Genomic DNA, 24,185 nt, shown 5'->3' with positions numbered 1-24,185 from the left:
CCGCGCCAAATGACCTGACGTGACGTCAGAGCGTGACGGCCCCGCCCGGGCCGACCACGTACAGGCCCGTCTCGGTGAACGAGATGGCCAGCGGCGCGCGGTCCAGCGGCGCCTCGTTCAGCAGCGTGCCGCTGCCCAGGTGCCACAGGCGCACGGTGTCCCGCTCGTCCCCGGCCGCGACCAGGGCCTCGCCGTCCATCTCCTGGCAGACCAGCGTGCGCACCCGGGCCGCACCCCCGGACAGTTCGGTGACGGCCTGCCCGCTCTCGGCGTCGAAGGCCCGGACGGCGCCGTCGGCCGTGCCGGCCAGCACCACCGGACGTCCGGCGTGGGTGGCGAAGGCCAGCGCCGCCACCGGGGCGGTCAGGCCGTCCACGACCGGGCCCGGCGCGCCGCTGACGGCGTCCCAGATCCGGACGGTGCGGTCGCCGCCGGCGGTGGCGAGCAGCGGGCGGGGCAGCTGCGGGCCGAGCGCCAGCGCGGTGACGCCCTGCTGATGGGCCGCCAGCCGCAGCAGCGGTGCGCCGTCCAGCGCGCCGCGCACCCGCACCACGCCGTCCGCGCCGCCGGAGACCAGGGTGGTCTCGCCGAGCACCAGGCTGGTCACCGGGCCGGTGTGCGGGGTGGGCACCGAGACCGGGGCGCCGTCGGGGAGGCGGTGGCAGCGCACCGCGCCGGTGACGGTGCCGCAGACCAGCAGGCCGTCGGTCGCCGCGACGGAGCTCACCGCTCCGCCGTCCTCGGCGAGTTGGAGCCGTTCGAGGCCTCCCTCCCAGAGCCGGAGGGTGCCGTCGCCGTACCCGGCGGCCAGCACCTGGGTGCCGTCCGGGAGCACGGCGGTGGCCAGGGCGTTCAGCGGGCGGGGGCCGGTGGCGGGGCCGGCCGGCTCCCAGGTCGCCAGCGCCGTTCCGTCGGCCGGGTCGAAGAGCCGGATCCGACCGCGCTCGTCACCGACGGCCAGCGCCGAGCCGGCGCCCTGCCGCACCACCGCGAGCGCGGTCAGCCAGGCGCCGCCGGTGGCCCAGCCGTTCAGGCCGGTGCCCTGGTAGACGTCCCAGGTGCGCACGGTGCCGTCCAGCGCGCAGGAGGCGAGCACGGGCTCGCCGGCCAGCTCGGTGAAGGCCAGGCCGGTGATGGTGGCCGAGTGGCCGGCCAGGACCGCCAGCGGCTCGCCGGTGGCCAGGTCCCAGAGCCGGATCTCCCGGTCCACGCCGCCGGAGGCCAGTACCGCCTGGTCGCCCAGCGAGAGCACCGCGAGGGAGGTGACCCGCTCGGTGTGGCCCACCAGCAGGTGCAGGCGGGCGCCCGCCGCCGCGTCCCAGACCCGGATGCTGTGGTCACCGCTGCCCGCGGCCGCCACCAGGTCGAGCCCGGCACAGTTCGCGTGGACCACGGCGGAGGCGCCGCGGCCGTTCACCGCGAGCAGCCCGAGGCCCCTGCCGTCCTCGGCCCGCCAGGCCCGGACTTCGCCCTCACGGCCGCCGGAGAACGCCAGCGGCACGCCCTCGACCACCGCGGCGGCCACCACCTGCGCGCCTTCGCCGCCCGAAGTCCCGTGCAGCAGGGCCCCGGTGGTGGCGTCCCAGACCTGGACGGCCCCGTCCTGCGCACCGACCGCGAAGAGGTCCCGCTCGGCGACCCGGCCCAGCGCCACGGCGGTCGGCAGCAGTCCGGCCTCCTCGTCCGAGTCGCCCAGGGAGGCTCCGCCGTCCGCGAGTTCGGCCAGGCCGAAGCCGCGCCCGGCGACCGCCAGCGCGAACGCGGGGCGGCCGGAGACGGTGCCGATGGCGGCCGTCGGGGCGGCCTCGGCCGGGTCGACGGCCGCCAACTGCACCAGGTTGCCCGGAAGTTGGGCCGGTGCCTCGGGGCGGATCAGCTGGCCGGCGAGCGCCTCCAGCAGCCGGGCGATGCCGGGGACGGGGGTGTCGGTGCCGTCGGCCCAGGCCAGTTCGCCGAGCGTCAGCCGCCGGGCCTCGGCGACCCCGCCGCCGGTTCCGGGGCCGGCGTTTCGAAGCGCGTTCAGCACCCGGGCGGGCACCGCCGGGTCCACCGTGGCGGTGCGCACCACCTCGGTGTCGCCGCTGCGGTGGCGCACCCGCAGCGCGCCCACCTGATCAAGGGTCAGTTCGAGCCTGCCTCCCGGCAGTTGCTCCCCGCCGACCGAGAACTCCACCGGTCCCGACATCTTCCGAACCCCCAGCCCTGGTACATGGACAAACCAGCCGCGCGATGCGCGTAGATCAAGTACTCGTGGAACGAGTGTGTGTGGAGCGAGCGTGCGTGGAGCCAACGTGCGACGAACGGACCGCGCACTGACGGGTGAACGCACCCTGCACGGAGCGGTCGTCGCTCAGCAGAGGTCCTCGGGGACGAGGGTCGCGTAGACGGCGTCGCGCAGCTCCTGGGTGCGGGAGCTGCGGAACAGCGCGGGGCGGAAGCCGGTCCGGCGGAAGCCGATGGAGGCCCCGACCACCTGCACCCCCATGTTCTCGGCGGCGGCGTAGGCGTCGATCCGCCGCAGCCCCAGCTCCTCGAAGCCGAAACGGCAGACCAGCCGCATCGCGGAGGCCGCGGTGCGCATCCGCCGGTGCTCGGGGAGCAGCCAGAACGAGATCTCGGCCGCGCCCTCCTCGGGTCTCAGGTCCACCAGCTCGGCGAGTCCGATCGCGGGCCCGCCCTCGGCCTCGGGCTCGGCCTCGGGCTCACCCTCTTCCGCGGGCCCGCCTTCGGCCGCCAGTGCCACCGCGAAGTACGCGGCCCGGTCGGCCTCCCAGAGCCGGGGTGCCACCTCGGTGATCCAGCGGACGGCCGACTCGCGGTCGGGGTGGCTGAGGATGCCCTGCATGAACTCGCGCACCAGCGGGTCGTGCGACCCGGCCAGCAGCGTGTCGGCGTCCCGCTCCTGAGGTCTGCGGATCAGCACCTGGCCGTCGCGCAGACCTGAGAGCGCTTTCACCGTGCTCAGCGAACAGGTGGCGCCTCGGTTCCTCCCCATGGCCCGTATCGAAGCACCTTGAAGCCGGTCAATCAACCCGGCTCGACCCGCCCCTACCTGTGGGTAAGGTCAACTCGACCCCCGGAAGAGCGATTTGTCGACAGAGTCTGACCACTCGTCAGCACACGGAACGGCCCCCAGCCCGGGGGCGCACCGCGCCGACCAGGGCAGGAACGCCCCCGGGCACCGATGTGGAGGTTTCGCGGGGGTCGCCACCAGGGCCCGTTCGGCGGTGACGGTGGTCACGCCCGGACCGCGTCAAGGCGCGTGAAGGCGCGTGATGGAATGCCCGCATGCCGACACTCCTCGACAAGGCCCGGGTCTTCCGATCCCTGCACGTGCCCGGCCGCCCGCTCGTCCTGCCGAACGCCTGGGACGTCGCCTCCGCACTCCTGGTCGCACGCGCCGGAGCGCGGGCGATCGCCACCACCAGCGCGGGCGTCGCCTGGTCCCTGGGCGCCCCCGACGGCGGACGGCTGGAGCGCGGACCGGCGCTCGCCGCCATCGCCCGGATCGCCTCCGCCACCGACCTGCCGGTGACCGCCGACATCGAACGCGGCTACGCGGAGGAACCCGAAGGCGTCCACCGCACCGTCACCGGCGTGCTGGAGGCCGGCGCCGTCGGCATCAACCTGGAGGACACCCTCCGCCCCGTCGCCGAGCAGACCGAACGGATCGCCGCCGCGCGGGAGGCGGCCGACACCGCCGGGATCCCGCTCTACCTCAACGCCCGCATCGACACCCACCGCCTGCCGCCCGGCGCGGCCCGCCTCGACGAGACCGTCCGCCGTGCGCACGCCTACACCGCCGCCGGAGCCGACGGCGTCTTCGTCCTCAGCGCCCTGGACGCGGACGAACTCCGCTCCCTGGTGGGCGCGGTGGACGTCCCCGTGAACGTACTGACCGGCCCCGGCACGCTCACCGTCCCCGAGTACGCCGCCGCCGGTGCGGCCCGGGTCAGTGCCGGCTCCTCGATCGCCGAGGCGGCGTACTCCCTCGCCGAGCGCGCGGCCCGCGAGCTGCTGGGCGCGGGGACCTCGGCCGAGCTGGCCGGTCAGCTCGACTGGGCCGCCGTCAACGCGGTCCTGCTCGGCGAGCCGCCCGTCGGCTGAGCGGTTCGGCGGCTGCGGCCGGTCGGCTGAACCGCCTGCCGCCTGCCGCCTGCCGCCTGCCGCCCGGCGTCAGTGCAGGCCGAGCGCGGCCCGCAACCTCCCCCGGGTGACGGCGGCGGCCTCACGGGTGACCGGGTCCTCGCTGTGCAGCGCGTCGTCCAGCAGCAGGTCGGCCGCCGCGACCACGGCGGCCGGCAGGGCCACCTCGCGCAGGCCGAGCAGCTGCGCCGCGGCTTGGTGACCGGTCGTCAGGCCGGCGTCGGCGCGCTCGGACGGCTCGCCCTGCCGGTGCGCGGAGTGCGCCGATGAGTGCGCCGACGAGTGCGTCGCGGTGTGCGCAGAGGGGTGCGCCAACTCGCTCCGGGAGCGGCGAGGTTCGTTGATCAGAGGCATGTCCGGTCCGTCGGTCGTGGTGGGGGTGCGGTCGGTCAGGAGGCCTGCAGGTTCCGGACGGTCGGTGACGGTCCGCCGAGTGCGGGCCGTTCGGGCCGGGGCGCGATGCTCCGAAGCACCGGGCCGGACGGCAGCGGCGCCGAGGTCGTGCCCGTCCCCGCTCCGGTCCCGGTGCCTGCCCCTGATCCCGTGTGCGCGTCCCGGATCCACCGGGCGAGCACCCGGGCGAAGTCGGGGCCGATCACCGCCGCGAGTCTCAACTGCTCCAGGTCGCCGGTCCGCAGGGGGACCCCTGCCGCCGTCAACGCCGCGAGCAGGGGTTGGACCGTCGTCCAGGGGAGAGGGGCCACGGGCAGGGGGCCGGTATGCGCAGGCTCTGTCACGCCGGGTCCAACTACCACTCGCCGACGGGGTCACGGGTCCGGGGCGGCATTCCACCCAGTGACGTAGAGCGCACCCCGGAGGTGGTGGGCGTGTCGCGCGGGAGACCGTGCGCCCGTCCCTGAGACGGGTTCACCAGGGCGTGCCGGTCGGGTCGTTGGCGACGGCGGCGGACAGCAGGGCGTACAGGTGGTCGGCCTCGGGGAGGAGCGCGGCCTCGATCTCGTCGTCGCTGCGGCCGGCCAGGGTGAGCTTCTGGATGCGGCGGAACAGCAGCCGGTCGGAGGCCGCGATCAGCGCGGCGGTGGCCCGGGGGGCGATGGACGGCGTGTTCGGCGGGGCGGCTTCGGCCAGGGCGATGACCAGGGCCTCCTCGCGCAGGTCGTGCAGCTCGCGCAGCCGGGCGGTCAGGGTCGGGCTGTCGGCGACCATCCTGGCGAAGGTCGGGCCGGTGAAGCCGACCACCGGGTCGTGCGCCAGCAGGGCGGCCCGGAAGGTCCGGCCGAGGGCCGTCAGCGGCGCGTCCTGCGGTCCGCGCTCGGCGACGGCCCGGGCGAGGCCCTGGGTGAACTCGGCGTGGTGGTCGAGGGCCAGGTCCTCCTTGCGGGCGAAGTAGTTGGTGACCGTCTTCTTGGCCACCCGGGCGGCGGCGGCGATCTCGGCGATGGTGGTCTGCTCGAAGCCCTGCTCGACGAAGAGCCTGGTCGCACAGTCGGAGATCAGCTGCCTGGTCTCCTGCTTCTTGGACTCACGGAGCCCCGGTTCGGTCGTCACGGGAAAATCTTACCCCCGACGCAAAATTATGCTTGCCCTACTGGCTATGCCCGCCCTAAAGTTACGTCCGTCGCAAAGTTAGTCCGAGTAACCCCAACTGAGGAGCAGTTCTGAACGTCACCACCACCACCGTGTCCCTCACCGTCGACGACGTGGACGCCTCCCGCGAGTTCCTCTGCACCCACCTCGGGTACCGGGTCACCGTCGCTGCCGAGGGCTTCGTCTCGCTCGGCCGCGAGGACGCCGCCGCCGATGTCGTCCTGCTGCGCACCGGCACCGAGGTGCTCCCGCCCGAGCAGCGTCACCAGCGGGCCACCGGGCTGATCCTCGCGCTCACCGTCACCGACCTCGACGGGGAGGAGCGGCGGCTGCGCGAGGCCGGCGCCCCGATCACCCTCCCGCTGTGCGAGGAGCCCTGGGGCGAGCGGCTGTTCCAGCTCACCGACCCCAACGGCGTCGTCGTCCAACTGGTCGAGTGGGCCACCCCGGAAGGGGCCGAGCCGCCGACCGCCCGGGTCGTCGCCCCCGCCGCCGAGCACGTCACCGAGACGCCGAACGCCCGGATGACCGGCCTCGCCGCGCCCAGCCGCGGCAGCTCCGAACTCAGCACCTGGACCGTCGCCATGACGGCCGGTCAGACCGGCCCCGAGCACGCCGTCAGCCGGGAGCAGGTCTGGACGGTGACCGCCGGCGCGCTCGAGGTCAGCCACTCGGGCCGCACCGAGACCGTCCCGGCGGGCCACACCCTCGTCCTGCCGCCCGACCTGCCGCGCCGGGTGCACGCCCCACGGGACGCCGAGGCCCACGTCGCGATGCGCGCGGACGGCGTCGCCTCCGTGGCGGGCACCGAGGGCACCCGGGGTCTGCCGTGGGCGCAGTGACGTACCGTCAGTACCCTTCCTGAGCACGCCGTCCGCACGACCGCCAGCAACGGAGTCAGCTTGTCCCTCCGCATCACCGCCCTGACCGACGCCGAGCAGGCCCCCGGTGCCGCCAGCCGCCGCCTGACCTGGCTGGCCTCCGACGCCGACGGCAACCCCGTCGGGTCGGCCGCCCTCCGCCTGTTCGACAAGCAGGGCCAGCGCCACCTCGCCGAACTCGACCTGCGGGTCCACCCCGCCGAGCGGCGCCGGCGGGTGGGCACCGAGCTGCTCGCCGCCGTCGTGGCGGCCGCCCGCGCCGACGGCCGACGCAGCGTCATCGCCCAGGCGGAGGAGGGCACCCCCGGGCAGGCCTTCCTCGCCGCCCGCGGCTTCCGGGTCGCCCTGACCCTCACCTACGCCCGCCTCGCCCTGGCCGACGCCGATCTGCCGGCGCTCGAGGCGGCCGCCCGATCCCCGCACCCGGGCTACCGGTTGACCTCCTGGGAGGGCCGGGTCCCCGAGGACCTCGCCGACACCTACGTCGCCTCACGCACCGCGATGGACGACATGCCGATGGGTGCCGTCGACTACGGCACCGTCGTCTGGGACCTCGACCGCGTCCACGCCGCGGCCGTCGCCGTCGCCGCCCGCGGCGAGACCCTCCACACCGTCGCCGCCGTCTCCACCGCGGACGGCAGCGTCGTCGGCTTCACCGAACTCGTCGTCCCCGCCGACGGCACCGGCGACGCCCAGCACTACGGCACCGCTGTCCTCCCCGCCCACCGCGGCCAAGGCCTCGCCCGCTGGATGAAGTCCGCCGCGATCCTCGCCGCCCGCGACCACCACCCCCGCCTCGACGGCCTCCTCACCGACACCGCCGACAACAACCCCCACATGCGCCACGTCAACGACGCCCTCGGCTACCTCCCCACCCACGTCGCCCACGAGTACCAGCTCGACCTGGGCTGAGGACCGGTCACGCGCCCTCGGCCGTCATCTTGTTGACGGCGGCCCGGAGTCGGAGCCAGCTCGGATCCGTCGGGTCGGCCTCCTCCACCGTCGACAGGTCATCGTCCTCCCAGGTCCGGGTGCCGTCGGTCAGGACGAGGCCGGCCTCCGGGTCGCCCTCGGCGGGAACCTCGGAGGTGGCCGCCAGGAACGCGGCGACCGCGGCTCCGGCGAGCTCCTTGCTGTCCACGGTGGCCGCCGCCGTCGCGGCGTCGGTCAGCACGGAGAGCAGGAGCAGCCCACCACCATCGGTGGCGGTGAGGAGCTCGCCCGCCGGGGTCGCCGCGAGCGCGGTCAGCCGGGCCCCGGGCGGGCCGCCGTGCTCCGTCGTGGCGCCGCTCTCGACCTCCACCTCGAGCAGGGAACCGTCGGGAGTGGCGATCCAGAGCACGCCCGGGCGCTCGGCGAAGGCCAGGTTGTACCCCGCCCAGGACTCCATCTGCGCGAGCCAGCCGGGCGGATACGGGAAGCCGGGGTCGGGGTCGCCCAGCGGCGCGGACAGCACGCGCCGGAGCGAGGGGAACGCGAAGACCTCCACGTAGTTGCCGTACGCGTTGCCGCGGATCGCGAAGTGGCGGCCGTCCGCGCTGAAGACCGGGGCCTCGTAGCCGTCGCAGTCCAGGATCAGCGCGTGCCGCAGCCACCTCATCGCGGACGGCGCGTCACCGTCGCCGCTCCCGGTGGAGGCGAACACGCAGAAGGTTGCCCCCTGGTCACTGGCCAGGGTGGCCACCAGCCCGCCGCCGGGATGCACCGTGACCCCGGTGTCCCACCTCGGCCCGCCGCCGACGGCCCCGGACCCGAGGTCGATCACGTCCGAGCTCTCCCAGTCCTCGGCCCCGTCCCGGTACGACGGCGAGGCCCACAGCGCCCGCCCGTCCGGACTGAACGCCAGACAGCGGTACGAGGAGCCCCCACCGATGACGGACACCCCGTCAGGAGTCCACTGCCACAGCTCTTCCCCCGTCGCCACGACCAGCAGCGCCCGCTCCGGATGCCACGCCGCCGCCGGCATCAACTCCATCCGGTCCCACCCGACGGCATCGCCGTACCCCTCGTCCTCGGCGCCCACGAACCCGAGCTCCCGCAGCTGCGCCCCCTCGTGGTCCCACACCCGCACCACCGGGCGTTCGGACTCCCACACGGCCACCAACGGCAGCCGCGGATGACACACCAACCGCTCCACCGAAGACCCGCCGCCGACCAACGCCCTTGCCACGACCTGGAGATCCGTCACGCCGACACGCTAACCAGCGTCACCGACAGCGGCACCCCGACGGCGATCGAGCCCTCGGGGCCCGGGCACCCACCTCCGCAGGTCCTGCGAACGCCCGGTGCGGATGATCGTTGCCGACCCCCTGGAGGCGCTGGGAGACTGGCGCCATGGTGTCTGACGTTTCGTCACGGTCCCGAGCCCGTCGCGCGGCGCCCGAGGTGGTCCTGCCGGAGCGGGTCGACGGGGACGGTGGACGGCTGCGGGAGGAGTTCAACCAGGCGGTGCGCCGGCCCGAGGAGTTCGGCGGCCTGCCGGAGGTGGCGCGCCTCCTCGACCGGCTCGCAGCGGGCGAGCGGCGTCCCTCGGGTCAGGTGTGGATCCCCGATACCAACGCCCGCCTGGCCCCGTCGGCGCTGCTGCGGGGCTCGTTCCCCGACTCCGACACCTACGTGATCGCGTCCCAGTACGGCGAGGACGCCCACCGCCGGGGCTGGCTCCGGCTGGACCGAAGCCTGACGCCCACCGAGCACGCCGCCGTCGTCGACCGGGCCGTGACCTGGACGGAGAGCGACCGCTCCCTGCCCGACGTCCTGGCCGAATTCGGCCCGCCGTCCGTCACGTTCGGTCCGCCGGACCCGCACCGACCCAAGACCCTCAGCTACGCCACCGACGATCCCGCGGCCCCCGTCGTCGCCTTCCACCTCGGCTCCGCGCGGACCGACCCGGACCCGGACGACCGGACGCCGCCCGACGCGGTCCTCCTCGCGGTCCGGGTCCGCGACGAGTTCCTCGGCGGATGGGAACTCACACCGACCGGCGTGGACCGCTTCCACCAAACGCCGGAGCGAGCCTCGGAGTGAGCGCCGCAGCACGGGCCGGCCACGGCCCCGCGACATGCGTTTCCGCAGGCCAGGAGAGTCCCTGACCTGCGGAAACGTTGGCGGTCCCGAACTGCGTCCAGCAGCTCGGTGGTGCCTCTACAGGTCGTAGTAGAGCTCGAACTCGTGCGGGTGCGGGCGCAGCGCGATCGGGGCGATCTCGTGGGTGCGCTTGTAGTCGATCCAGGTCTCGATCAGGTCGGGCGTGAAGACGCCGCCCGCGAGCAGGTACTCGTGGTCGGCCTCCAGGGCGTCGAGGACGGCGCCGAGGGAGTTGGGGACCTGGGGGACGGAGGCGTGCTCGTCGGGGGCCAGCTCGTAGAGGTCCTTGTCGACGGGCTCGAGGGGCTCGATCTTGTTCTTGATGCCGTCGAGGCCGGCCATCAGCATGGCGGCGAAGGCCAGGTACGGGTTGGAGGCCGGGTCGGGGGCGCGGAACTCGATGCGCTTGGCCTTGGCGTTGGAGCCGGTGATCGGGATGCGGATCGCGGCGGAGCGGTTGCGCTGGGAGTAGACCAGGTTGACCGGGGCCTCGAAGCCGGGGACCAGGCGGTGGTAGGAGTTCACCGAGGGGTTGGTGAAGGCGAGCAGCGAGGCGGCGTGCTTGAGGATGCCGCCGATGTAGTAGCGGGCGGTGTCGGAGAGGCCCGCGTAGCCCTGCTCGTCGTAGAAGAGCGGGGAGCCGTCGCTCCACAGGGACTGGTGGACGTGCATGCCGGAGCCGTTGTCGCCGAAGATCGGCTTGGGCATGAAGGTGGCGGTCTTGCCGTTCCGCCAGGCCACGTTCTTGATGATGTACTTGAACAGCATCAGGTCGTCGGCGGAGTGCAGCAGGGTGTTGAACTTGTAGTTGATCTCGGCCTGGCCGGCGGTGCCCACCTCGTGGTGCTGGCGCTCCACCTCCAGCCCGGCGGCGGCGAGTTCGAGCGACATCTCGGCGCGCAGGTCGGCGAAGTGGTCGACCGGCGGGGTGGGGAAGTAGCCGCCCTTGTACTTGACCTTGTAGCCGCGCACGTCGCCGGTCTCGGAGCCGGAGTTCCAGGCGCCGGCCTCGGAGTCGATGTGGTAGTACGAGGCGTTCGCGCTGGTCTCGAAGCGGACCGAGTCGAAGACGTAGAACTCGGCCTCGGGCCCGAAGTAGGCGGTGTCGGCGATGCCGGAGGAGGCCAGGTAGGCCTCGGCCTTGCGGGCGACGTTGCGCGGGTCGCGGCTGTAGGCCTCGCCGGTGATCGGGTCCTGGATGAAGAAGTTGATGTTGAGGTGCTTGTCCTTGCGGAACGGGTCCAGCCGGGCGGTGGCCAGGTCGGGGACGAGCGCCATGTCGGACTCGTGGATGGCCTGGAAGCCGCGGATCGACGAGCCGTCGAACATCAGGGTCTCGGACGGGTCGAAGGTCGCCGCTGGCACGGAGAAGTGCTGCATGACGCCCGGCAGGTCGCAGAACCTCACGTCGACGAACTTGATGTCGTTGTCCGCGATGTACTGCTTGACCTCGGCGGCGTTGTTGAACATCCATCCTCCTCAGCGAGCGTGTTTTAGGGGTCAACCCTAGGAATCGGCCGTTTCCGGCTGGTGACCCTTTCGTTTCCTAGATGTTAACCGGGCTGCTCAAGGGGGAGTCAAAGGCGTACGGTTCCGGGCAAATCAGCACCCGTGGACGGCAGGTGCCCGACAAGTGGTCCAGACCACTCAGTGAAGGCCGCCGAGAGCGATTCACCCGCTCGGGGGGAGGGGCCCGAAGATCGCCGGGACTGCCCGGATAGTGTGGATTCGTGGACACCAGAGAAGCGTTGGGATCGTGGATCGACGGACCGAAGGCCGCCGCCGAGAAGATGGGCGCCGACTTCGGGTACCGGGGTGAGCGCCTCGGGCTGCCCAAGGAGGGCCCCGGCTCGCTGGCCGGCCCGGGCCGGCGGATCGGCGCGCTGTTCGTGGACGGCTGGCTGTGCAGCCTGGTCTCCTTCGGGCTGATCGCCCAGGGCGCCCCGGGGTCGGCCAACATGTGGACCACCCCGCTCTACTACGCCGTCGCCGTGCTCCTGCTCTCCACCACCGGGACGACGGTCGGCAAGCGGCTGTTCGGCCTGCGGGTGGTCCGGCTGGACGGCGGGCGGGCGAGCATCCCGCAGGTGCTGCTGCGCACCCTGCTGCTCGTCCTGGTGATCCCGGCGGTGGTCTGGGACCGCGACACCCGGGGGCTGCACGACAAGGCCGTGCGCACCGTCGAGGTGCGGATCTGACCGGACGCCGGAGCAAGTGAACGGCCCCGCCGCGAGAGTCTCGCGGCGGGGCCGTGGCGTTGGTGGGGGAGCGGTCAGCGGACCTGGCCGCCCTTGGGCATCCGTGCGCCCTTGGGCATCGGGCCCTTGGGGATCGGAGCCTTGGAGAGCAGGTCGCCCAGCGCGCGCAGGCGGTCGTTGGTCTCGGTGACCTGGCCCGGGGTGATGGAGCGCGGCAGGCGCATCAGGTGCACCTGGAGCTTCTTCAGCGGCACCTCGCCCTCGCCGTTGCCCACCACGATGTCGTGCACCGGGATGTCGCCGACCACGCGGGCCATCTTCTTCTTCTCGGCGGCCAGCAGGGCACGCACCCGGTTCGGGTTGCCCTCGCCGATCAGCGCGATGCCGGGGCGGCCGATCGCGCGGTAGACGGCGTCCTGGTTGCGGGTGACCGCGACCGGGGTCGGGTTGGCGCTCCAGCCGCGGCGGATGTTGTTCAGCACGGCCGCGACGGCGCCCGGCTGACCCTCCATCTGGCCGAAGGCGGCCCGCTCGGCGCGTCGCCCGAAGACGATCGCCATGGCCAGGAAGGCCACGATGAAGCCGAGGATGCCCAGGTAGATCGGGTGGTCGATCGCAAAGCCGATGGCGAGGAACACGCCGAAGGTGAGCAGACCGACGGCCGCGATGATCAGGCCGATCTTGGTGTCGACCTTCTTGGTCATGGTGTACGCCTGGCGGATCTGCTTGAGCCGCCCAGGGGTTTCGGATGTTTGCCTCGCCATACCGCTCATGGTACGTGGCGGGAGCACGGGATATCCAAGGGCGCCCCCAAACTGCAACCCGGACGCGCCCCCGACGGGTGCCCGCCGGCCGTCCGGCGACCGCGCAGGTCAGGCGTGGCGGCGCTGTCCGTCGGCCTCGGCGGGGAAGAGCCCGGCCACCTCGGCGCGGTCCGCGGCGTGCTGCCGGTTCTCCACGACCGCCGACCAGGCGTTGCGGCGGGCCCTCAGCTGGCCGCCGGCCAGCAGCACCCGCTCGGTGCGACGCAGTGCGTAAACCAGGACTCCGGTCTTCTTCTGCATGCTGTCAGGGTCCCCCTCCTGTGTTGCCGGGCGGTGACCGAACGGTCAAAGCCCGATGAAAAGCCCGCAGGAACGGAGCTGAACGGTCCGCGGTGCTCCGGAACGGCCGGGAGGCCGGGGCGTTCGCCCCGGCCTCCCGCCGTACGTCCGACTCAGACCGCCGCGCGCTCGCGGTGCTCCAGCGCCTGCCGGTACAGCCGCCCGGCGCGGTACGAGGAGCGGACCAGCGGGCCCGACATGACGCCGGCGAAACCCAGCTCCTCGGCCTCCTCCTGGAGCTCGACGAACTCCTGCGGCTTGACCCAGCGCTCGACGGGGTGGTGCCGCACCGAGGGGCGCAGGTACTGGGTGATGGTGATCAGCTCGCAGCCGGCCCCGACCAGGTCGGCCAGCGCCTGGCTGACCTCCTCGCGGGTCTCGCCCATGCCCAGGATGAGGTTGGACTTGGTGACCAGCCCGGCCGCGCGGGCCTGGGTGATGACGTCCAGCGAGCGCTCGTAGCGGAAGGCGGGGCGGATCCGCTTGAAGATCCGGGGCACCGTCTCGACGTTGTGCGCGAGCACCTCGGGGCGGGAGGAGAAGACCTCGGCCAGCTGCTCGGGCACGGCGTTGAAGTCCGGGATGAGCAGCTCGACGCCGGTGCGGCCGGCCTCGCGGGCGGCGGTCATCGCGTGCACCTGGCGGACGGTCTCGGCGTACAGCCAGGCACCGCCGTCCTCCAGGTCGTCGCGGGCGACGCCGGTGATGGTGGCGTAGTTGAGGTCCATCGTGACGATGGACTCGGCGACCCGGCGCGGCTCGTCCCGGTCGAAGTCGGCGGGCTTGCCGGTGTCGATCTGGCAGAAGTCGCAGCGGCGGGTGCACTGGTCACCGCCGATGAGGAAGGTGGCCTCGCGGTCCTCCCAGCACTCGAAGATGTTGGGGCAGCCGGCCTCCTGGCAGACCGTGTGCAGCCCCTCCTTCTTCACCAGCGACTGGAGGGCGTTGTACTCGGGCCCCATCTTGGCTCGGGTCTTGATCCACTCGGGCTTCCGCTCGATGGGGGTCTCGCTGTTGCGGACCTCCAGGCGGAGGAGCTTCCTGCCGTCGGGCGCGACAGCGGACACGTGCGACTCCTAGAACTAGACGGGGTACCCCTAGGGTACGCCTGTGCTTGTGCGGGTTTCACCGGGCGCGGGCCCTGTATTCGCAGGGACGACAGCGCGTGACGGGCGGGTGGCATTCCCGCGCGGAGCGGGGTGCCGGGGGCCTCAGCGGGCCAGGGCGGGCTCCGGCAGCTCGGCCAGCACCTCGCGCAGGTGCCGCTCCACCACCGGCAGGGCTGCGGCGACGCCGAAGTCGCGGCCCAGTTCGGAACTGATCGAACCGACCCCGGCGTCCCGGATCCCGCAGGGCACGATCCGGTCGAACCATGTCATGTCGGGGTCGCAGTTGAGCGCGAAGCCGTGCATCGTGACGCCCCGGGCGACCCGGACGCCGATCGCCGCCAGCTTGCGGTCGTCGCCGCGCTGGCCCGCGTTGGAGGGCGCGTACTCGGGGCCCGCCAGGCGCGGGTCGATGCCGAGCGGCAGGCCCATCCGCAGGGTCAGCTTGCCGATCTCGACCACCTCGGACGGGTCCACCACCGCGCCGGGGATCTCGGCGCCGAGCTTCCAGACGCCGCTGCGGCCCTCGATCCGGGTGGTGGCGATGCCGACCTCGCCGCAGGCGCGGATCAGTGCCTCCTCCAGGCGGCGCACGTACGCGACCACGTCGATCGGGTCCGGCAGCTTCACGATCGGGTAGCCGACCAGCTGGCCCGGGCCGTGCCAGGTGATCTCGCCGCCCCGGTTGACCTGCACCACGGGGGTGCCGTCCAGGGGGTAGTCCTCGGGGTTGGTGCGCTTGCCGGCGGTGTACACCGGCTGGTGCTCCAGCAGCAGCACGGTGTCGGGGATCTCGTCGGCGACGCGGAGCTCGTGGAGCCGCTGCTGCTCGGCCCAGGCTTCCTCGTAGGGGACCGAGCGCTCGCCTATGCCCATGTGCACGAACCGTACGTGCTCGCTCACCGCTGCTCCTTGCCAGGCGTCAAAACCGACCACGCCACTGTACGCCGCCGGCTCATGGTGCCCGGAGGGCACCAGGGGCGCGGGGAACTGCGCGAGTACGGAAGGCGGACCAGGGTCAGGTCGGGGCAGTCGAGTCAGTTGCACGTGCTGCCGTTCCCCTGCGCGCAGTTCCTCGCGCCCCTGGGCGCCTAGTCGTGTGCCAAGAGCTGGAGGCGGAGGGCGAGTTGGAGCTCCAGCGACCGTTCCGGGTGGTTCCAGTCCGGGCCGAGCAGGACCTCGACGCGGTCGAGGCGTTGGACGACGGTGTTGACGTGGACGTGGAGCTCGTCCTTGGCGCGGGTGAGGCTGCCGCCGCAGTCGAAGTAGGAGCGCAGGGTGCGGACCAGCTCCGTGCCGCGCCGGGAGTCGTAGTCGAGCAGCGGCCCGAGGGTGGCCCGGACGAAGGCGGCCACGTCGTGCCCGTCGCCGAGCAGGACGCCCAGGAAGCCGAGGTCGGCGGCGGAGGCGCCGTCCCCGTCCCGCCCGAGCACCCGCAGGGCCCGGACGCAGCGCAGCCCCTCCCCGTACGCGGCGGCCAGTTCGACCGGCCCGGTGGCGACCCGTCCGGCGCCGACCGTCACCGGCGTGCCGGTGAGCCGGGCCAGGCGCTCGGCGGCCTGGGCGGCGGCCTCGCCCGCGCTCGGTGACCCTTCGTCGGGGAGCAGCAGCACCACGGCCTCGCCGTGCTCCGCGCTGAGGCCGCGGGCGCCGAACAGGTAGCGGGCGGCGGCTCCGGCGAGCCGGGCCCGTTCGGCGGGCGGGGCGGCGGGCGGGGCGGCGGCGACCAGCACCAGGTGCGGGCGGTTCAGGTCGACGCCCAGGCGTCGGCCGCGGGCGACCAGGCCCGCCGGGTCGCGGCCGGGGGCGGTGAGCAGGTCGGCGACCAGTTCGCCGCGGACCCGGTTCTCGGCCTCGGCGACCGAGCGGCGAAGGAGCAGCAGCAGGGCGGTGACCACCCCGGCCCGTTCGAACAGGCGGCGGTCGGCGTCGTCCAGCCCCGGCCGGCCGAGCAGCACGATGGCGCCGAGCGGTTCCTGGCCGGCCAGCACCGCGCAGATCCAGGCGTCGCCGTGCCGGACGGCGCGCCCCTCGGCGCGCGAGGCGGCGGCGAGCTCCGACAGTCCGTCAGGCCCCGGCGCGCGCCCGGACAGTACGAGCCCCTCGGCGTCGTACACGCCCACCTCGCCACCCAGCAGGGCGGCCACCGCGGCGGCCACGTCCGGGACCTCCGCGCCGCGCAGCACCAGGTCGGTGAGGCGGTCGTGGGCCCGTTCGGCGCGCTGGACGGCCTCGGAGTGGGCCTGGATGACGGCGTTGGCGGTGTTCAGCTCGGCCAGTGCGGCCCGGGTCTCGGCCAGGGAGTTGGCGGTGTCCAGGGCGATGGCGGCGTGCGCGGCCAGGGTGCAGAGCAGGGCCACCTCGTCGGGGGAGAAGGCCCGGGCCGAGCGGTCGGCGGCGAACAGCACGCCGATCACCTGGCCGCCGAGCAGCAGCGGCACGCCGATGATGGCGACCAGGCCCTCGTCCAGCACGCCCGCGTCGATGGTGCCGGTGTGGTGGAAGCGCTCGTCGGTCCGGTAGTCCGGGGTGGCGTACGGGCGGGCGGACTGCGCGACCAGGCCGCCGAGGCCGTCGCCGAGGCTGAGCCGCAGGTTCTGGAAGAGCGCGGAGACGGAGCCGTCGGTGACCCGCATGTAGGTGTCCCCGGCGGCCCGGTCCGGCAGGGTCAGGTAGGCGGTGTCGGTGCCGAGCAGCATCCGGGCCCGGCGGACGATGGCCTGCAGGACGGAGTCCAGGTCCCGGGAGGCGGCCAGGTCCCCGGCGGTGTCGAAGAGCGCCGTCAGTTCGGCCTCCCGGCGCCGGTGCTGACGCAGCGTCCGGTGCACCCGCAGGGCCAGCCAGGTGGCGTCGTCGATCTCGGCCAGCACCGCCGCCGGGGCGCCCCGGCGGCGCGCCTCGGCGAGCACCTCGCCGAAGTCCTCGGTGGCGGCGCCGGAGGCGAGCAGGTCGAGCAGCCGCCGCAGGGCGGCGGCGCTGCTGGGGAGGGGCGGGTCGTCCATGGTGCGGGCCATCGTGCCAGTTCTCTGCCGGGTGCGCAGCGGCCGGTACCGCACTGGTACCGGCCGCCGCGTGACGAACGATCAGACCTTGGCCAGGGCGGGGGCCTCGTCGGCGCCCACCTCGGCGAGGTCGCGGCCGCGGGTCTCGCGGGCGCAGAGGACGGCGACCACGGTGATCACGGCGGCGATCGCCACGTAGACCGAGATCGGGGTGGAGCTGCCGTAGTCCTTGAGCAGGGCGGTGGCGATCAGCGGCGCGGGGGCGCCGGCCGCCACCGAGGCGAACTGGGCGCCGATGGAGGCACCGGAGTACCGCATCCGGGTGGCGAACAGCTCGGAGAAGAAGGCCGCCTGCGGGGCGTACATCGCCGAGTGGAAGACCAGCCCGACGGTGACCGCGAGCAGCAGCGAGCCGAAGCTCCTGGTGTCCACCAGTCCGAAGAAGACGAAGGCCCAGACGCCGACCCCGACCGCGCCGACCAGGTAGACCGGCTTGCGGCCGACCCGGTCGGAGAGCGCTCCGAAGAGCGGGATCAGCGCGAACTGGACGGCCGAGGCGATCAGCACCGCGTTGAGCGCGGTCTGCTTGGGCAGGTGCACGTGGCCCACCGCGTAGGCCAGCACGAAGGTGGTCATCACGTAGTAGGAGATGTTCTCCGCCATCCGCGCGCCCACCGCGGTGAGCACCTCGCGCCAGTGGTGGCGCAGCACCGCGACCAGCGGCGGCTGCTCGGGCGCCTGCGCCTCGCGCGCCGCGGCCGCGGCCAGCGCCTGCTGGAACAGCGGGGACTCGTCCACCGCCAGCCGGATCCACAGGCCGACCATCACCAGCAGCGCGGAGAGCAGGAACGGCACCCGCCAGCCCCAGGACACGAAGGCCTCGTCCGACAGCACCGCGGTCATCAGCGAGAGCACGCCGGCCGCCAGCAGGTTGCCCGCCGGGGCGCCGCCCTGCGGCCAGGAGGCCCAGAAGCCGCGCCGCTTCGCGTCCCCGTGCTCGGAGACCAGCAGCACCGCTCCGCCCCACTCGCCGCCGAGCGCGAAGCCCTGCACCAGCCGCAGCGCGGTCAGCAGCAGCGGTGCGGCCACGCCGATCTGGTGGTACGTCGGCAGCACGCCGATCAGGGTGGTCGAGCCGCCCATCAGCAGCAGGCTCAGCACCAGGAGCTTCTTGCGGCCGATCCGGTCGCCGAAGTGGCCGAAGACCAGCGCGCCGATCGGGCGGGCGGCGAAGCCGATGGCGTAGGTGAGGAAGGAGAGCAGGGTGCCGGTCAGCGGGTCGCTGTTCGGGAAGAAGACCTTGTTGAAGACCAGCGCGGCGGCGGTGCCGTACAGGAAGTAGTCGTACCACTCTATGGTCGTGCCGATGAGGCTCGCGGCGACTACGCGGCGAAGTGAGCTGGTGGAAGGTCTAGCAGGAGCCGAGGCGGCCATGGTCACCACTTCCGGGCGGGGGACGGTGTCGCCACACGGTAGGAAACCGCAGGTCAGTGGGCTATGTGGGAAAACCACATAAGAAGTGCGACTCCTGTGATGCGGCACGCCACCCTCCGAGTGAACGCGGAGGCAAGGTGGCGAAGGGTGACTCCTGACGGGGTGTTGGAGACGCAGGTGCTGACTCGGTGCTGACCTGGAGGCGCCCCGAAACACCTGGTCACACCCGTCCCGTGCTGAGTTGGTGCTGACTCTGAGTGACCTGCGGTGGACTGCCGGACGGTTGGCCGAAGGTCAGCTCACGGGTTGGCCAAAAGCGGGGACAGCCCGTACGTGTACGCGCCACGATGGCCCGAGCAAGTCACGGTGCAAGATCGCGCAAGCCAAGTGACAGGAGGGGCAGTCATGGCAGTACGGTTCGTGGGGGTTGACCCGGACACCGGCACAGCGAACAGTCCGACCGTGTGGGTCGACGACGAGGACGGCGACATCATCATCCAGGGGTACACGGCGGACGCCGACCTCTTGTCGAAGGTGTTGGAGGCCGGCCACGGGCCCGACCACGACAACACGATCCCCGACCACGAGACGGTAGTCAGGATTCCGCGCCGGATGGTGGCTCTCCTGAGGAAGGCGTGCGATGACGCAGAGCGAGTTTGACTTCATCGAACTCCTCAAGGGCGCGCGGGTCAGCGCAGTCCACCTTGAGATGCGTGACGCCTACGGAGTCTCCGACGAAGCCGAGGACTTCGAGCGGTGGCGTCAGACCGGCGAACGGGACGTTGACCCGGACTCGCACTACTGGGGTCCATGGGTCGCCATCATCAGTGAGCTGGTTTTGCGCGGGGTATCCGTTCGTCGGGCCCGGATCGTCTCCGAGCCGGTGACGGACTACATCCGCTACGAGCACGCGGCTACTCAGGTCAACATCGATGCCGGTGAAGAGGTCCGCTGGTTGGCCCGTCGTCAAGCGTCGGACATCGCGCTTCCTGGGAACGACTTTTGGCTGATCGATGGTCAGGTCGTCCGCTTCGGGCACTTTTCCGGTGACGGCGAGTACCTGGGTGAGGACTTCACGACGGAGCCGGAGGTGGCGTCGCTGTGTGCGAACGCCTTCGAGCATGTCTGGCGTCGGGCTACGCCGCACGAGAAGTACTCCATCTGATCCGTCGAAAACTGAAGAGCTACCTCATGGCCATCTCCCCATCTTCGAGCGCTCAAGCAGCCCGTGCGGCCGTCGCCAAGAGACTCCGGGACCTTCAGCGCGATGCCGGGATCACCGGTCATGAGGTAGCTCGTCGGACCGGCTTCAGCGAAGCGAAGGTCTCGCGCATCGCACACGCCAAGACGCCGCCCTCGGACTCAGATATCCGAGCTTGGTGTTCGGCCTGTGGCGCGGAGGACCGGGCCGCGGACATCATCGCGGCAAGCCGCGCAGCGGACTCGATGTACATGGAGTGGAAGAAGGTCCACCGGTACGGGATGCGCCGGTCTCAGGAGGACTTCAAGGCTCTACTTCAGCGCACCTCCCTGTGTCGCATCTACGTCTCCAACGTCGCCCCTGGAATCCTTCAGACCCGCGAGTACGCCACGGCCCTGATGGGGGCCTTCACTGACTTCCAGGGCACTCCGAACGACGTCACGGATGCTGTGACCGCGCGGCTCGAACGCGGCAAGTTGCTGACCGAGGGCACGACTCGCTTCGCCATCGTTCTTGAGGAGACGGTCCTCCGCTACCCGTTCGGCGATCGGCTGGCGATGCTGGCACAGCTTGCTCGCATCGTGGAAGTCATGAAGCTTCCCCGCGTGAGCCTGGGCATCATCCCGTTCGCCGCGCCCCGGAAGATGTGGCCTCTCGAAGCGTTCACGATGCTGGACGACGAGCAGGTCATCGCCGAGACGTTGTCAGCCAACCTCACGATCACCGCGCCCAGCGAGATCGCCCTGTACGGGAAGGCATTCAAGACCCTCTCTTCGATGGCCGTACACGGCGAGGCCGCACGTGGGCTGGTCAGGGAGGCTGTCGTCTCTCTCGGGTGATTCCATGCAAGACCGTGCAAGGTGATGGAACCCTCCTCCTCGCTACCCCTAGCTTCTAGGTCGTGACCGAGCGTCCAGCGGCAGGGGAGGGATCACATGGCCATGACCGCGCAAGCAGTGTTCACGGCAGTCGAGTTGGTGCCCTCGCGGTCCAAGCTCACCGCGGCGAGGACGCAGCTCTTCTTGCTGCCCTACCTTCCGGCTTCGGCCGGCGCGGCGAGGACCAAGGTCTCCGAGACGCTGAGCGCCTGGGGCGTCAGGTCCGTACACGATGCGGCCTTGGTGGCCTGCGAGTTGGTCACAAACTCCATCAAGACAGGTTGCTTGACCAAGCTAGAGCTCGGCGTACAGCTTCTTCGCCCGGACCGCCTACGGATACATGTCCGCGACGGCTCCCGCGCGCTTCCGGTACGCATCATCACCGACGACCGTAACCCCCTCGTCGTGTCGGGCCGCGGCCTTCAGGTGGTCGACGCTCTGTCGCTCCAGTGGGGCTGCAACTTGGAGCCGTACGGAAAAACCACGTACGCCGATCTCAATCTTCGCTGACTGGACACCCGACCCAGCGCCAGTATGCCCGGAGGTAGCCATGGCTCAGAAGTACAGCGCCGCCCAATCCCGGATGACCCTCAAGGTGTACCGGCTTTCCCCGGACGGACACAGGACCGACATCTCGGGGGACGAGTTCATCGAGGGCGAGGACCCCTGGGCAGTCGTTGCCGACCGAGACGGAGCCGCCTTGGTCCACCTGGAGGCGGACCAGATCACCAGCCGAATGTCCCGGATGCCGGAGCGAGAGACCAGGTGACGGAGTCCCGGGAGAGCCCGGAAGACTCCCAGAGCACCCGAACGACAGCTATCGAGACCGTGGCCCTTCTGCTTGCCGGATTGGCCGTCGTAGGGCTCCCCCTGGCCCTCATGATTCTGAACTGCTGAACAAGGAGGGCCGAGTGACTGGCTTCGACGCCGCCCCGGCCAGAGACCGCCTCGGTAGCCCGCACTGGCTCCCTGGGACCGAGGAGGCGGCCGACCTCACCGACGACAGCGAGCTCCTCCTGCCGCTCCTGCCGCGTGGTTTTCGGGTCGTGTACCAGGAGGACTGGCCGACCTTGCAACTTCCGCCCTACCGGGCCCCGCAGTGATCCGCTGAACTCCCGCTCCAGCCCGTGACGTTCGCAGGCTCCCCCGCTAGTGACCCCGGGTTGGAGCGGGCACCAAGGCCCCCTCAGAGAGAGGACGGCACCACCATGCACAAGTTGATCGGCAGCCGGTTCCTGGACGATCGCCTGATCGTCCTTCCTGGCAGTACGGCCGGGATGAAGGTCCCGACAAGCCAGTTCGAGGAACTGGAGCGCACGACGGCGGCGGGCCAGCCCGCCCCGGCCTGGCTGTTGAAGGCGGCGCGGCAGCGCTGGGCCATGGAGCTGGCGCCCGGCCGACCGGCGGCGGAGTACCTGCTGATGAGGGCGAAGGCCGATCCGCAGTACAGCAGGGCGTCGTGGGAGATCAACCTCGGCTGCAACTACGACTGCGAGCACTGCTACCTCGGCGAGAAGAAGTTCGAGGGCCTGCCGATGGCGGGGAAGGAGCAGCTCCTGCGCACCATGCAGGAGGCCGGGGTGCTGTGGCTCCAGATCACCGGCGGCGAGCCGACGGTGGACCGGGACTTCGTGGACTCGTACACCCTGGCCAACGAGCTGGGCATGATGGTGACGGTCTCCACCAACGGCTCCCGGCTGTGGCAGCCGAAGATCCTGGACGCGCTGACCAGGATGCCGGCCTACCGGGTGGTGGTCAGCGTCTACGGCGCGAGCGCCGCCAGCTACGACGGGCTGACCCACCGCAAGGGCTCCTTCGCGACCTTCCAGAAGGGCATGGCGGCAGCCTTGGAAGCCGCCATCCCGATGCGCCTCAACCTGGTGGTCACCGAGCACTCCGCCGACGAGGAAGCGGCGATGGTCGCGATGGCGGAGAACTGGGGCCTGGAGAACAACTCCTACGTCAACATGGCCCCGACGATCTACGGCGGCGCCGAGAGCCTCCCGGCTCAGTCTGCCAAGCACCTGCGCCAGCGCAAGGTGTTCTCCGGCTGCAACGCGGGCCACACCTTCTTCCACTCCGACCCGTACGGTGTCGCCTCGATCTGCAAGGTGGGACGCGACCCGAACGTGGACCTGATCGCCGAAGGCGTTGGCGGGCTGCGCAAGCTCGGCGCCATCGCCGATTCCCTCATGCTTCGCACCGGTGGGTGCTCCGGCTGTCAGCTGTCCAGCTCCTGCGGAGTCTGCCGGCCGATGGCCAAGCTCTACCAGGAGGCGAAGGCACCACTGGCAAGTTACTGCCAGCACGGCCGACCCCGAGAGGAGGTGTCCGCATGAACCCCACTGCCCTGATCCAGCTCGGCACGACCCGCACCAGCTTCAACGAGATCGAGCTCGTTGACGACCTGGACGTGCTCGCCGAGTCCACGAAGTGCTCCTGCAACGCAGGCGACGACAACCCGTTCTAGCGATCGGTGCAACCCGGCAGGCCCCGGTGACAGGGCCTGCCGGCCACCAGTAAGTAGCGTCTCCCACATGCGATTTGACTGGGACTGGCTGAGTGCAGCCATGACCGTGCCCTACGTGCCGACCCTGGGCCCCGTCCACCCGCGCAGCCTCACCCCCCAGGTGTTCGCGGACGTGGTTGCGATGGCCGGAAGCAGGGGCGCGTTCCTGCCGTACGACAAGGACAAGCGGTGGTCGGCCACCAAGCAGGAGGAACTCCTCCCGCTCGACCTGGTGCACCGGCCCGACGTGGTGCTGATCCCCACCATCACCCACCGCGGCAAGGGACTTGTCAAGGTCCACGTCTACGGGGACCGGAGCGAGGGGATCGACCAGGCCACCGAGCTCGCAGCCAAACTGGCCGCGACCCACGGAGCCGCCTCGGCACGCCTGGTGAGCTTCCTGCCGCCGGAGACGACGGCCACCGGCGGCACCTGCACCCGGATACAGCTCCGCGAGTTCACCGCCGACCACCCCACAGTGCCGGTGCCCGAGATCAGCACCCTCGACACCCACATCCCAGCAGTGCAGGCCACCTTCACGCTCTTCGCCGACAAGATGGCGGGCGAGGGCTTCAAATTCCTTCACGGACAGATGAAGTCACGCGCCGTCGGCCCTGTGCTGGTCGCCGTCGAGCACGGCCAAGTCTGCGGCGCCATCGGCCCGATGGAGACACTGCCCGACAACCGGGGTACCCTCCGGCTGCTCCCGCAGTACTTCGCGGTACTGCCGGAGCACCGAGGGCAAGGACACGGCAAGCGGCTCTGGCGCGCGGCCATGAGGTGGGGCGCACTGAACGGCGCCACCTACCAGCTGCTCCAGACCGAAGTCGGCGGGGCCTCAGACGTGCTCTGCCAGGCCGAAGGGCTGCGAAACCTCGGCTTCGTCCGGATCGAGGCGATCTGACCAGATGTCAAGAGACGGTACAGCCGACGGTCCCCAGGCGCTGCGCCGTCGAGGCTCGAAGCCGAAGCCAGATCCGTACCTGCGCAGAGTCGAACTCGTCTCCAGCCACTGGCGATTCAGCTGCTCCTGGTAGGAGCAGCTGATACGCGACACTTGCCGGGAAGTCCGTGACGGCTATCCTCCCGCAG

Annotated in this window: 26 protein-coding genes; 14 read left to right on the top strand and 12 right to left on the bottom strand. The window is 71.7% G+C overall.

What is annotated here, in order from left to right:
- Positions 1 to 25: 25 nt before the first annotated feature.
- On the bottom strand, positions 26 to 2,185 hold the full coding sequence (locus ACWCYY_RS20225; protein ID WP_345285842.1) for a hypothetical protein: 2,160 nt from the start codon (positions 2,183 to 2,185) through the stop codon (positions 26 to 28).
- A 165-nt stretch (positions 2,186 to 2,350) separates the two neighbouring features.
- Positions 2,351 to 2,995 carry a GNAT family N-acetyltransferase gene (locus ACWCYY_RS20220; protein ID WP_449796834.1) on the bottom strand — a complete coding sequence of 215 codons (645 nt, stop codon included), beginning with the start codon at positions 2,993 to 2,995 and terminating at the stop codon, positions 2,351 to 2,353.
- A gap of 293 nt (positions 2,996 to 3,288) precedes the next feature.
- Here ACWCYY_RS20220 and ACWCYY_RS20215 point away from each other — a divergent pair, with 293 nt between their 5' ends.
- The gene (locus ACWCYY_RS20215) at positions 3,289 to 4,107 is read left to right on the top strand and encodes an isocitrate lyase/PEP mutase family protein (RefSeq protein ID WP_449796833.1); all 819 of its coding nucleotides are present in this window, start codon (positions 3,289 to 3,291) and stop codon (positions 4,105 to 4,107) included.
- A gap of 69 nt (positions 4,108 to 4,176) precedes the next feature.
- On the opposite strand, the gene ACWCYY_RS20210 is transcribed toward ACWCYY_RS20215, so the two are convergent.
- Positions 4,177 to 4,500, bottom strand: coding sequence for a hypothetical protein (locus ACWCYY_RS20210; RefSeq protein WP_449796832.1), 324 nt, complete (start codon positions 4,498 to 4,500; stop codon positions 4,177 to 4,179).
- A gap of 513 nt (positions 4,501 to 5,013) precedes the next feature.
- On the bottom strand, positions 5,014 to 5,655 hold the full coding sequence (locus ACWCYY_RS20205) for a TetR/AcrR family transcriptional regulator (RefSeq protein WP_449796831.1): 642 nt from the start codon (positions 5,653 to 5,655) through the stop codon (positions 5,014 to 5,016).
- Positions 5,656 to 5,786: 131 nt separating this feature from the next.
- On the opposite strand from ACWCYY_RS20205, the gene ACWCYY_RS20200 reads away from it, so the two are divergent.
- Together ACWCYY_RS20200 and ACWCYY_RS20195 are read left to right on the top strand one after the other, a co-directional pair.
- On the top strand, positions 5,787 to 6,536 hold the full coding sequence (locus ACWCYY_RS20200; RefSeq protein ID WP_345285832.1) for a VOC family protein: 750 nt from the start codon (positions 5,787 to 5,789) through the stop codon (positions 6,534 to 6,536).
- A gap of 60 nt (positions 6,537 to 6,596) precedes the next feature.
- The gene (locus tag ACWCYY_RS20195; protein ID WP_449796830.1) at positions 6,597 to 7,487 is read left to right on the top strand and encodes a GNAT family N-acetyltransferase; all 891 of its coding nucleotides are present in this window, start codon (positions 6,597 to 6,599) and stop codon (positions 7,485 to 7,487) included.
- A 7-nt stretch (positions 7,488 to 7,494) separates the two neighbouring features.
- On the opposite strand, the gene ACWCYY_RS20190 is transcribed toward ACWCYY_RS20195, so the two are convergent.
- Entirely contained in the window at positions 7,495 to 8,763 is a 1,269-nt protein-coding gene (locus ACWCYY_RS20190; RefSeq protein ID WP_449796829.1) for a hypothetical protein, read from the bottom strand.
- 146 nt (positions 8,764 to 8,909) lie between these two features.
- Here ACWCYY_RS20190 and ACWCYY_RS20185 point away from each other — a divergent pair, with 146 nt between their 5' ends.
- The gene (locus tag ACWCYY_RS20185) at positions 8,910 to 9,602 is read left to right on the top strand and encodes a hypothetical protein (RefSeq protein WP_449796828.1); all 693 of its coding nucleotides are present in this window, start codon (positions 8,910 to 8,912) and stop codon (positions 9,600 to 9,602) included.
- Between the two features lie 117 nt (positions 9,603 to 9,719).
- Here ACWCYY_RS20185 and glnA read toward each other — a convergent pair whose 3' ends face one another.
- A complete protein-coding gene (glnA, locus tag ACWCYY_RS20180) occupies positions 9,720 to 11,132 on the bottom strand; it encodes a type I glutamate--ammonia ligase (protein ID WP_345284807.1) in 1,413 nt (470 codons plus the stop codon).
- 260 nt (positions 11,133 to 11,392) lie between these two features.
- On the opposite strand from glnA, the gene ACWCYY_RS20175 reads away from it, so the two are divergent.
- Positions 11,393 to 11,860: an RDD family protein gene (locus tag ACWCYY_RS20175; protein ID WP_345284805.1), complete on the top strand. Its 468-nt coding sequence runs from the start codon at positions 11,393 to 11,395 to the stop codon at positions 11,858 to 11,860.
- 74 nt (positions 11,861 to 11,934) lie between these two features.
- Here the strand turns inward: ACWCYY_RS20175 and ACWCYY_RS20170 are convergent, their stop codons facing one another.
- The 6 genes from ACWCYY_RS20170 to ACWCYY_RS20145 all read right to left on the bottom strand — a co-directional run bounded on the left by ACWCYY_RS20170 (position 11,935) and on the right by ACWCYY_RS20145 (position 18,505).
- Positions 11,935 to 12,624 (bottom strand): DUF4191 domain-containing protein, encoded by a 690-nt coding sequence (locus ACWCYY_RS20170; protein ID WP_345284803.1) that lies wholly within the window; start codon positions 12,622 to 12,624, stop codon positions 11,935 to 11,937.
- Between the two features lie 108 nt (positions 12,625 to 12,732).
- The gene (locus ACWCYY_RS20165; RefSeq protein ID WP_396292401.1) at positions 12,733 to 12,924 is read right to left on the bottom strand and encodes a hypothetical protein; all 192 of its coding nucleotides are present in this window, start codon (positions 12,922 to 12,924) and stop codon (positions 12,733 to 12,735) included.
- Positions 12,925 to 13,076: 152 nt separating this feature from the next.
- Complete coding sequence (lipA, locus tag ACWCYY_RS20160; RefSeq protein WP_449796827.1) at positions 13,077 to 14,030, bottom strand: lipoyl synthase; 954 nt, start codon at positions 14,028 to 14,030, stop codon at positions 13,077 to 13,079.
- A 144-nt stretch (positions 14,031 to 14,174) separates the two neighbouring features.
- A complete protein-coding gene (gene lipB, locus ACWCYY_RS20155; RefSeq protein ID WP_380150215.1) occupies positions 14,175 to 14,945 on the bottom strand; it encodes a lipoyl(octanoyl) transferase LipB in 771 nt (256 codons plus the stop codon).
- Positions 14,946 to 15,160: 215 nt separating this feature from the next.
- Positions 15,161 to 17,071: a helix-turn-helix domain-containing protein gene (locus ACWCYY_RS20150; RefSeq protein WP_449796826.1), complete on the bottom strand. Its 1,911-nt coding sequence runs from the start codon at positions 17,069 to 17,071 to the stop codon at positions 15,161 to 15,163.
- Between the two features lie 81 nt (positions 17,072 to 17,152).
- On the bottom strand, positions 17,153 to 18,505 hold the full coding sequence (locus ACWCYY_RS20145; protein WP_449796825.1) for an MFS transporter: 1,353 nt from the start codon (positions 18,503 to 18,505) through the stop codon (positions 17,153 to 17,155).
- Between the two features lie 405 nt (positions 18,506 to 18,910).
- Between ACWCYY_RS20145 and ACWCYY_RS20140 the strand changes: the two genes are divergently transcribed.
- The 9 genes from ACWCYY_RS20140 (at position 18,911) to ACWCYY_RS20100 (ending at position 23,997) form a co-directional block, all read left to right on the top strand.
- On the top strand, positions 18,911 to 19,165 hold the full coding sequence (locus ACWCYY_RS20140; RefSeq protein WP_449796824.1) for a hypothetical protein: 255 nt from the start codon (positions 18,911 to 18,913) through the stop codon (positions 19,163 to 19,165).
- Positions 19,146 to 19,670 carry a DUF6879 family protein gene (locus ACWCYY_RS20135; protein ID WP_449796823.1) on the top strand — a complete coding sequence of 175 codons (525 nt, stop codon included), beginning with the start codon at positions 19,146 to 19,148 and terminating at the stop codon, positions 19,668 to 19,670. Before ACWCYY_RS20140 ends, ACWCYY_RS20135 begins: the two co-directional genes overlap by 20 nt.
- Positions 19,671 to 19,696: 26 nt before the next feature.
- Positions 19,697 to 20,545, top strand: a complete 849-nt coding sequence (locus tag ACWCYY_RS20130; RefSeq protein ID WP_449796822.1) for a helix-turn-helix domain-containing protein — start codon at positions 19,697 to 19,699, stop codon at positions 20,543 to 20,545.
- A 96-nt stretch (positions 20,546 to 20,641) separates the two neighbouring features.
- A complete protein-coding gene (locus ACWCYY_RS20125) occupies positions 20,642 to 21,094 on the top strand; it encodes an ATP-binding protein (protein ID WP_449796821.1) in 453 nt (150 codons plus the stop codon).
- Between the two features lie 40 nt (positions 21,095 to 21,134).
- On the top strand, positions 21,135 to 21,353 hold the full coding sequence (locus ACWCYY_RS20120) for a hypothetical protein (protein ID WP_449796820.1): 219 nt from the start codon (positions 21,135 to 21,137) through the stop codon (positions 21,351 to 21,353).
- Positions 21,354 to 21,495: 142 nt separating this feature from the next.
- Positions 21,496 to 21,687: a hypothetical protein gene (locus ACWCYY_RS20115; RefSeq protein WP_449796819.1), complete on the top strand. Its 192-nt coding sequence runs from the start codon at positions 21,496 to 21,498 to the stop codon at positions 21,685 to 21,687.
- 105 nt (positions 21,688 to 21,792) lie between these two features.
- Positions 21,793 to 22,923: a radical SAM protein gene (locus ACWCYY_RS20110; RefSeq protein WP_449796818.1), complete on the top strand. Its 1,131-nt coding sequence runs from the start codon at positions 21,793 to 21,795 to the stop codon at positions 22,921 to 22,923.
- Entirely contained in the window at positions 22,920 to 23,054 is a 135-nt protein-coding gene (locus ACWCYY_RS20105; RefSeq protein WP_449796817.1) for a hypothetical protein, read from the top strand. The genes ACWCYY_RS20110 and ACWCYY_RS20105 overlap by 4 nt, the downstream gene beginning before the upstream one ends.
- A gap of 67 nt (positions 23,055 to 23,121) precedes the next feature.
- Positions 23,122 to 23,997 carry a GNAT family N-acetyltransferase gene (locus ACWCYY_RS20100; protein ID WP_449796816.1) on the top strand — a complete coding sequence of 292 codons (876 nt, stop codon included), beginning with the start codon at positions 23,122 to 23,124 and terminating at the stop codon, positions 23,995 to 23,997.
- The last annotated feature ends 188 nt before the right edge of the window (positions 23,998 to 24,185 follow it).

The sequence above is a fragment of the Kitasatospora sp. NPDC001664 genome (assembly GCF_053596675.1).
Note: the sequence above shows the minus strand (reverse complement) of the source record. Positions and strands in the feature narration are given on the sequence as shown.

Coding starts and splice junctions, on each gene's coding strand:
- ACWCYY_RS20225 (WP_345285842.1), bottom strand. CDS start 2,185: ATGTCGGGACCGGTGGAGTTCTCGGTCGGCGGGGAGCAACTGCCGGGA.
- ACWCYY_RS20220 (WP_449796834.1), bottom strand. CDS start 2,995: ATGGGGAGGAACCGAGGCGCCACCTGTTCGCTGAGCACGGTGAAAGCG.
- ACWCYY_RS20215 (WP_449796833.1), top strand. CDS start 3,289: ATGCCGACACTCCTCGACAAGGCCCGGGTCTTCCGATCCCTGCACGTG.
- ACWCYY_RS20210 (WP_449796832.1), bottom strand. CDS start 4,500: ATGCCTCTGATCAACGAACCTCGCCGCTCCCGGAGCGAGTTGGCGCAC.
- ACWCYY_RS20185 (WP_449796828.1), top strand. CDS start 8,910: ATGGTGTCTGACGTTTCGTCACGGTCCCGAGCCCGTCGCGCGGCGCCC.
- glnA (WP_345284807.1), bottom strand. CDS start 11,132: ATGTTCAACAACGCCGCCGAGGTCAAGCAGTACATCGCGGACAACGAC.
- ACWCYY_RS20170 (WP_345284803.1), bottom strand. CDS start 12,624: ATGGCGAGGCAAACATCCGAAACCCCTGGGCGGCTCAAGCAGATCCGC.
- ACWCYY_RS20165 (WP_396292401.1), bottom strand. CDS start 12,924: ATGCAGAAGAAGACCGGAGTCCTGGTTTACGCACTGCGTCGCACCGAG.
- lipB (WP_380150215.1), bottom strand. CDS start 14,945: ATGGGCATAGGCGAGCGCTCGGTCCCCTACGAGGAAGCCTGGGCCGAG.
- ACWCYY_RS20150 (WP_449796826.1), bottom strand. CDS start 17,071: ATGGACGACCCGCCCCTCCCCAGCAGCGCCGCCGCCCTGCGGCGGCTG.
- ACWCYY_RS20145 (WP_449796825.1), bottom strand. CDS start 18,505: ATGGCCGCCTCGGCTCCTGCTAGACCTTCCACCAGCTCACTTCGCCGC.
- ACWCYY_RS20140 (WP_449796824.1), top strand. CDS start 18,911: ATGGCAGTACGGTTCGTGGGGGTTGACCCGGACACCGGCACAGCGAAC.
- ACWCYY_RS20135 (WP_449796823.1), top strand. CDS start 19,146: ATGACGCAGAGCGAGTTTGACTTCATCGAACTCCTCAAGGGCGCGCGG.
- ACWCYY_RS20130 (WP_449796822.1), top strand. CDS start 19,697: ATGGCCATCTCCCCATCTTCGAGCGCTCAAGCAGCCCGTGCGGCCGTC.
- ACWCYY_RS20125 (WP_449796821.1), top strand. CDS start 20,642: ATGGCCATGACCGCGCAAGCAGTGTTCACGGCAGTCGAGTTGGTGCCC.
- ACWCYY_RS20120 (WP_449796820.1), top strand. CDS start 21,135: ATGGCTCAGAAGTACAGCGCCGCCCAATCCCGGATGACCCTCAAGGTG.
- ACWCYY_RS20110 (WP_449796818.1), top strand. CDS start 21,793: ATGCACAAGTTGATCGGCAGCCGGTTCCTGGACGATCGCCTGATCGTC.
- ACWCYY_RS20105 (WP_449796817.1), top strand. CDS start 22,920: ATGAACCCCACTGCCCTGATCCAGCTCGGCACGACCCGCACCAGCTTC.
- ACWCYY_RS20100 (WP_449796816.1), top strand. CDS start 23,122: ATGCGATTTGACTGGGACTGGCTGAGTGCAGCCATGACCGTGCCCTAC.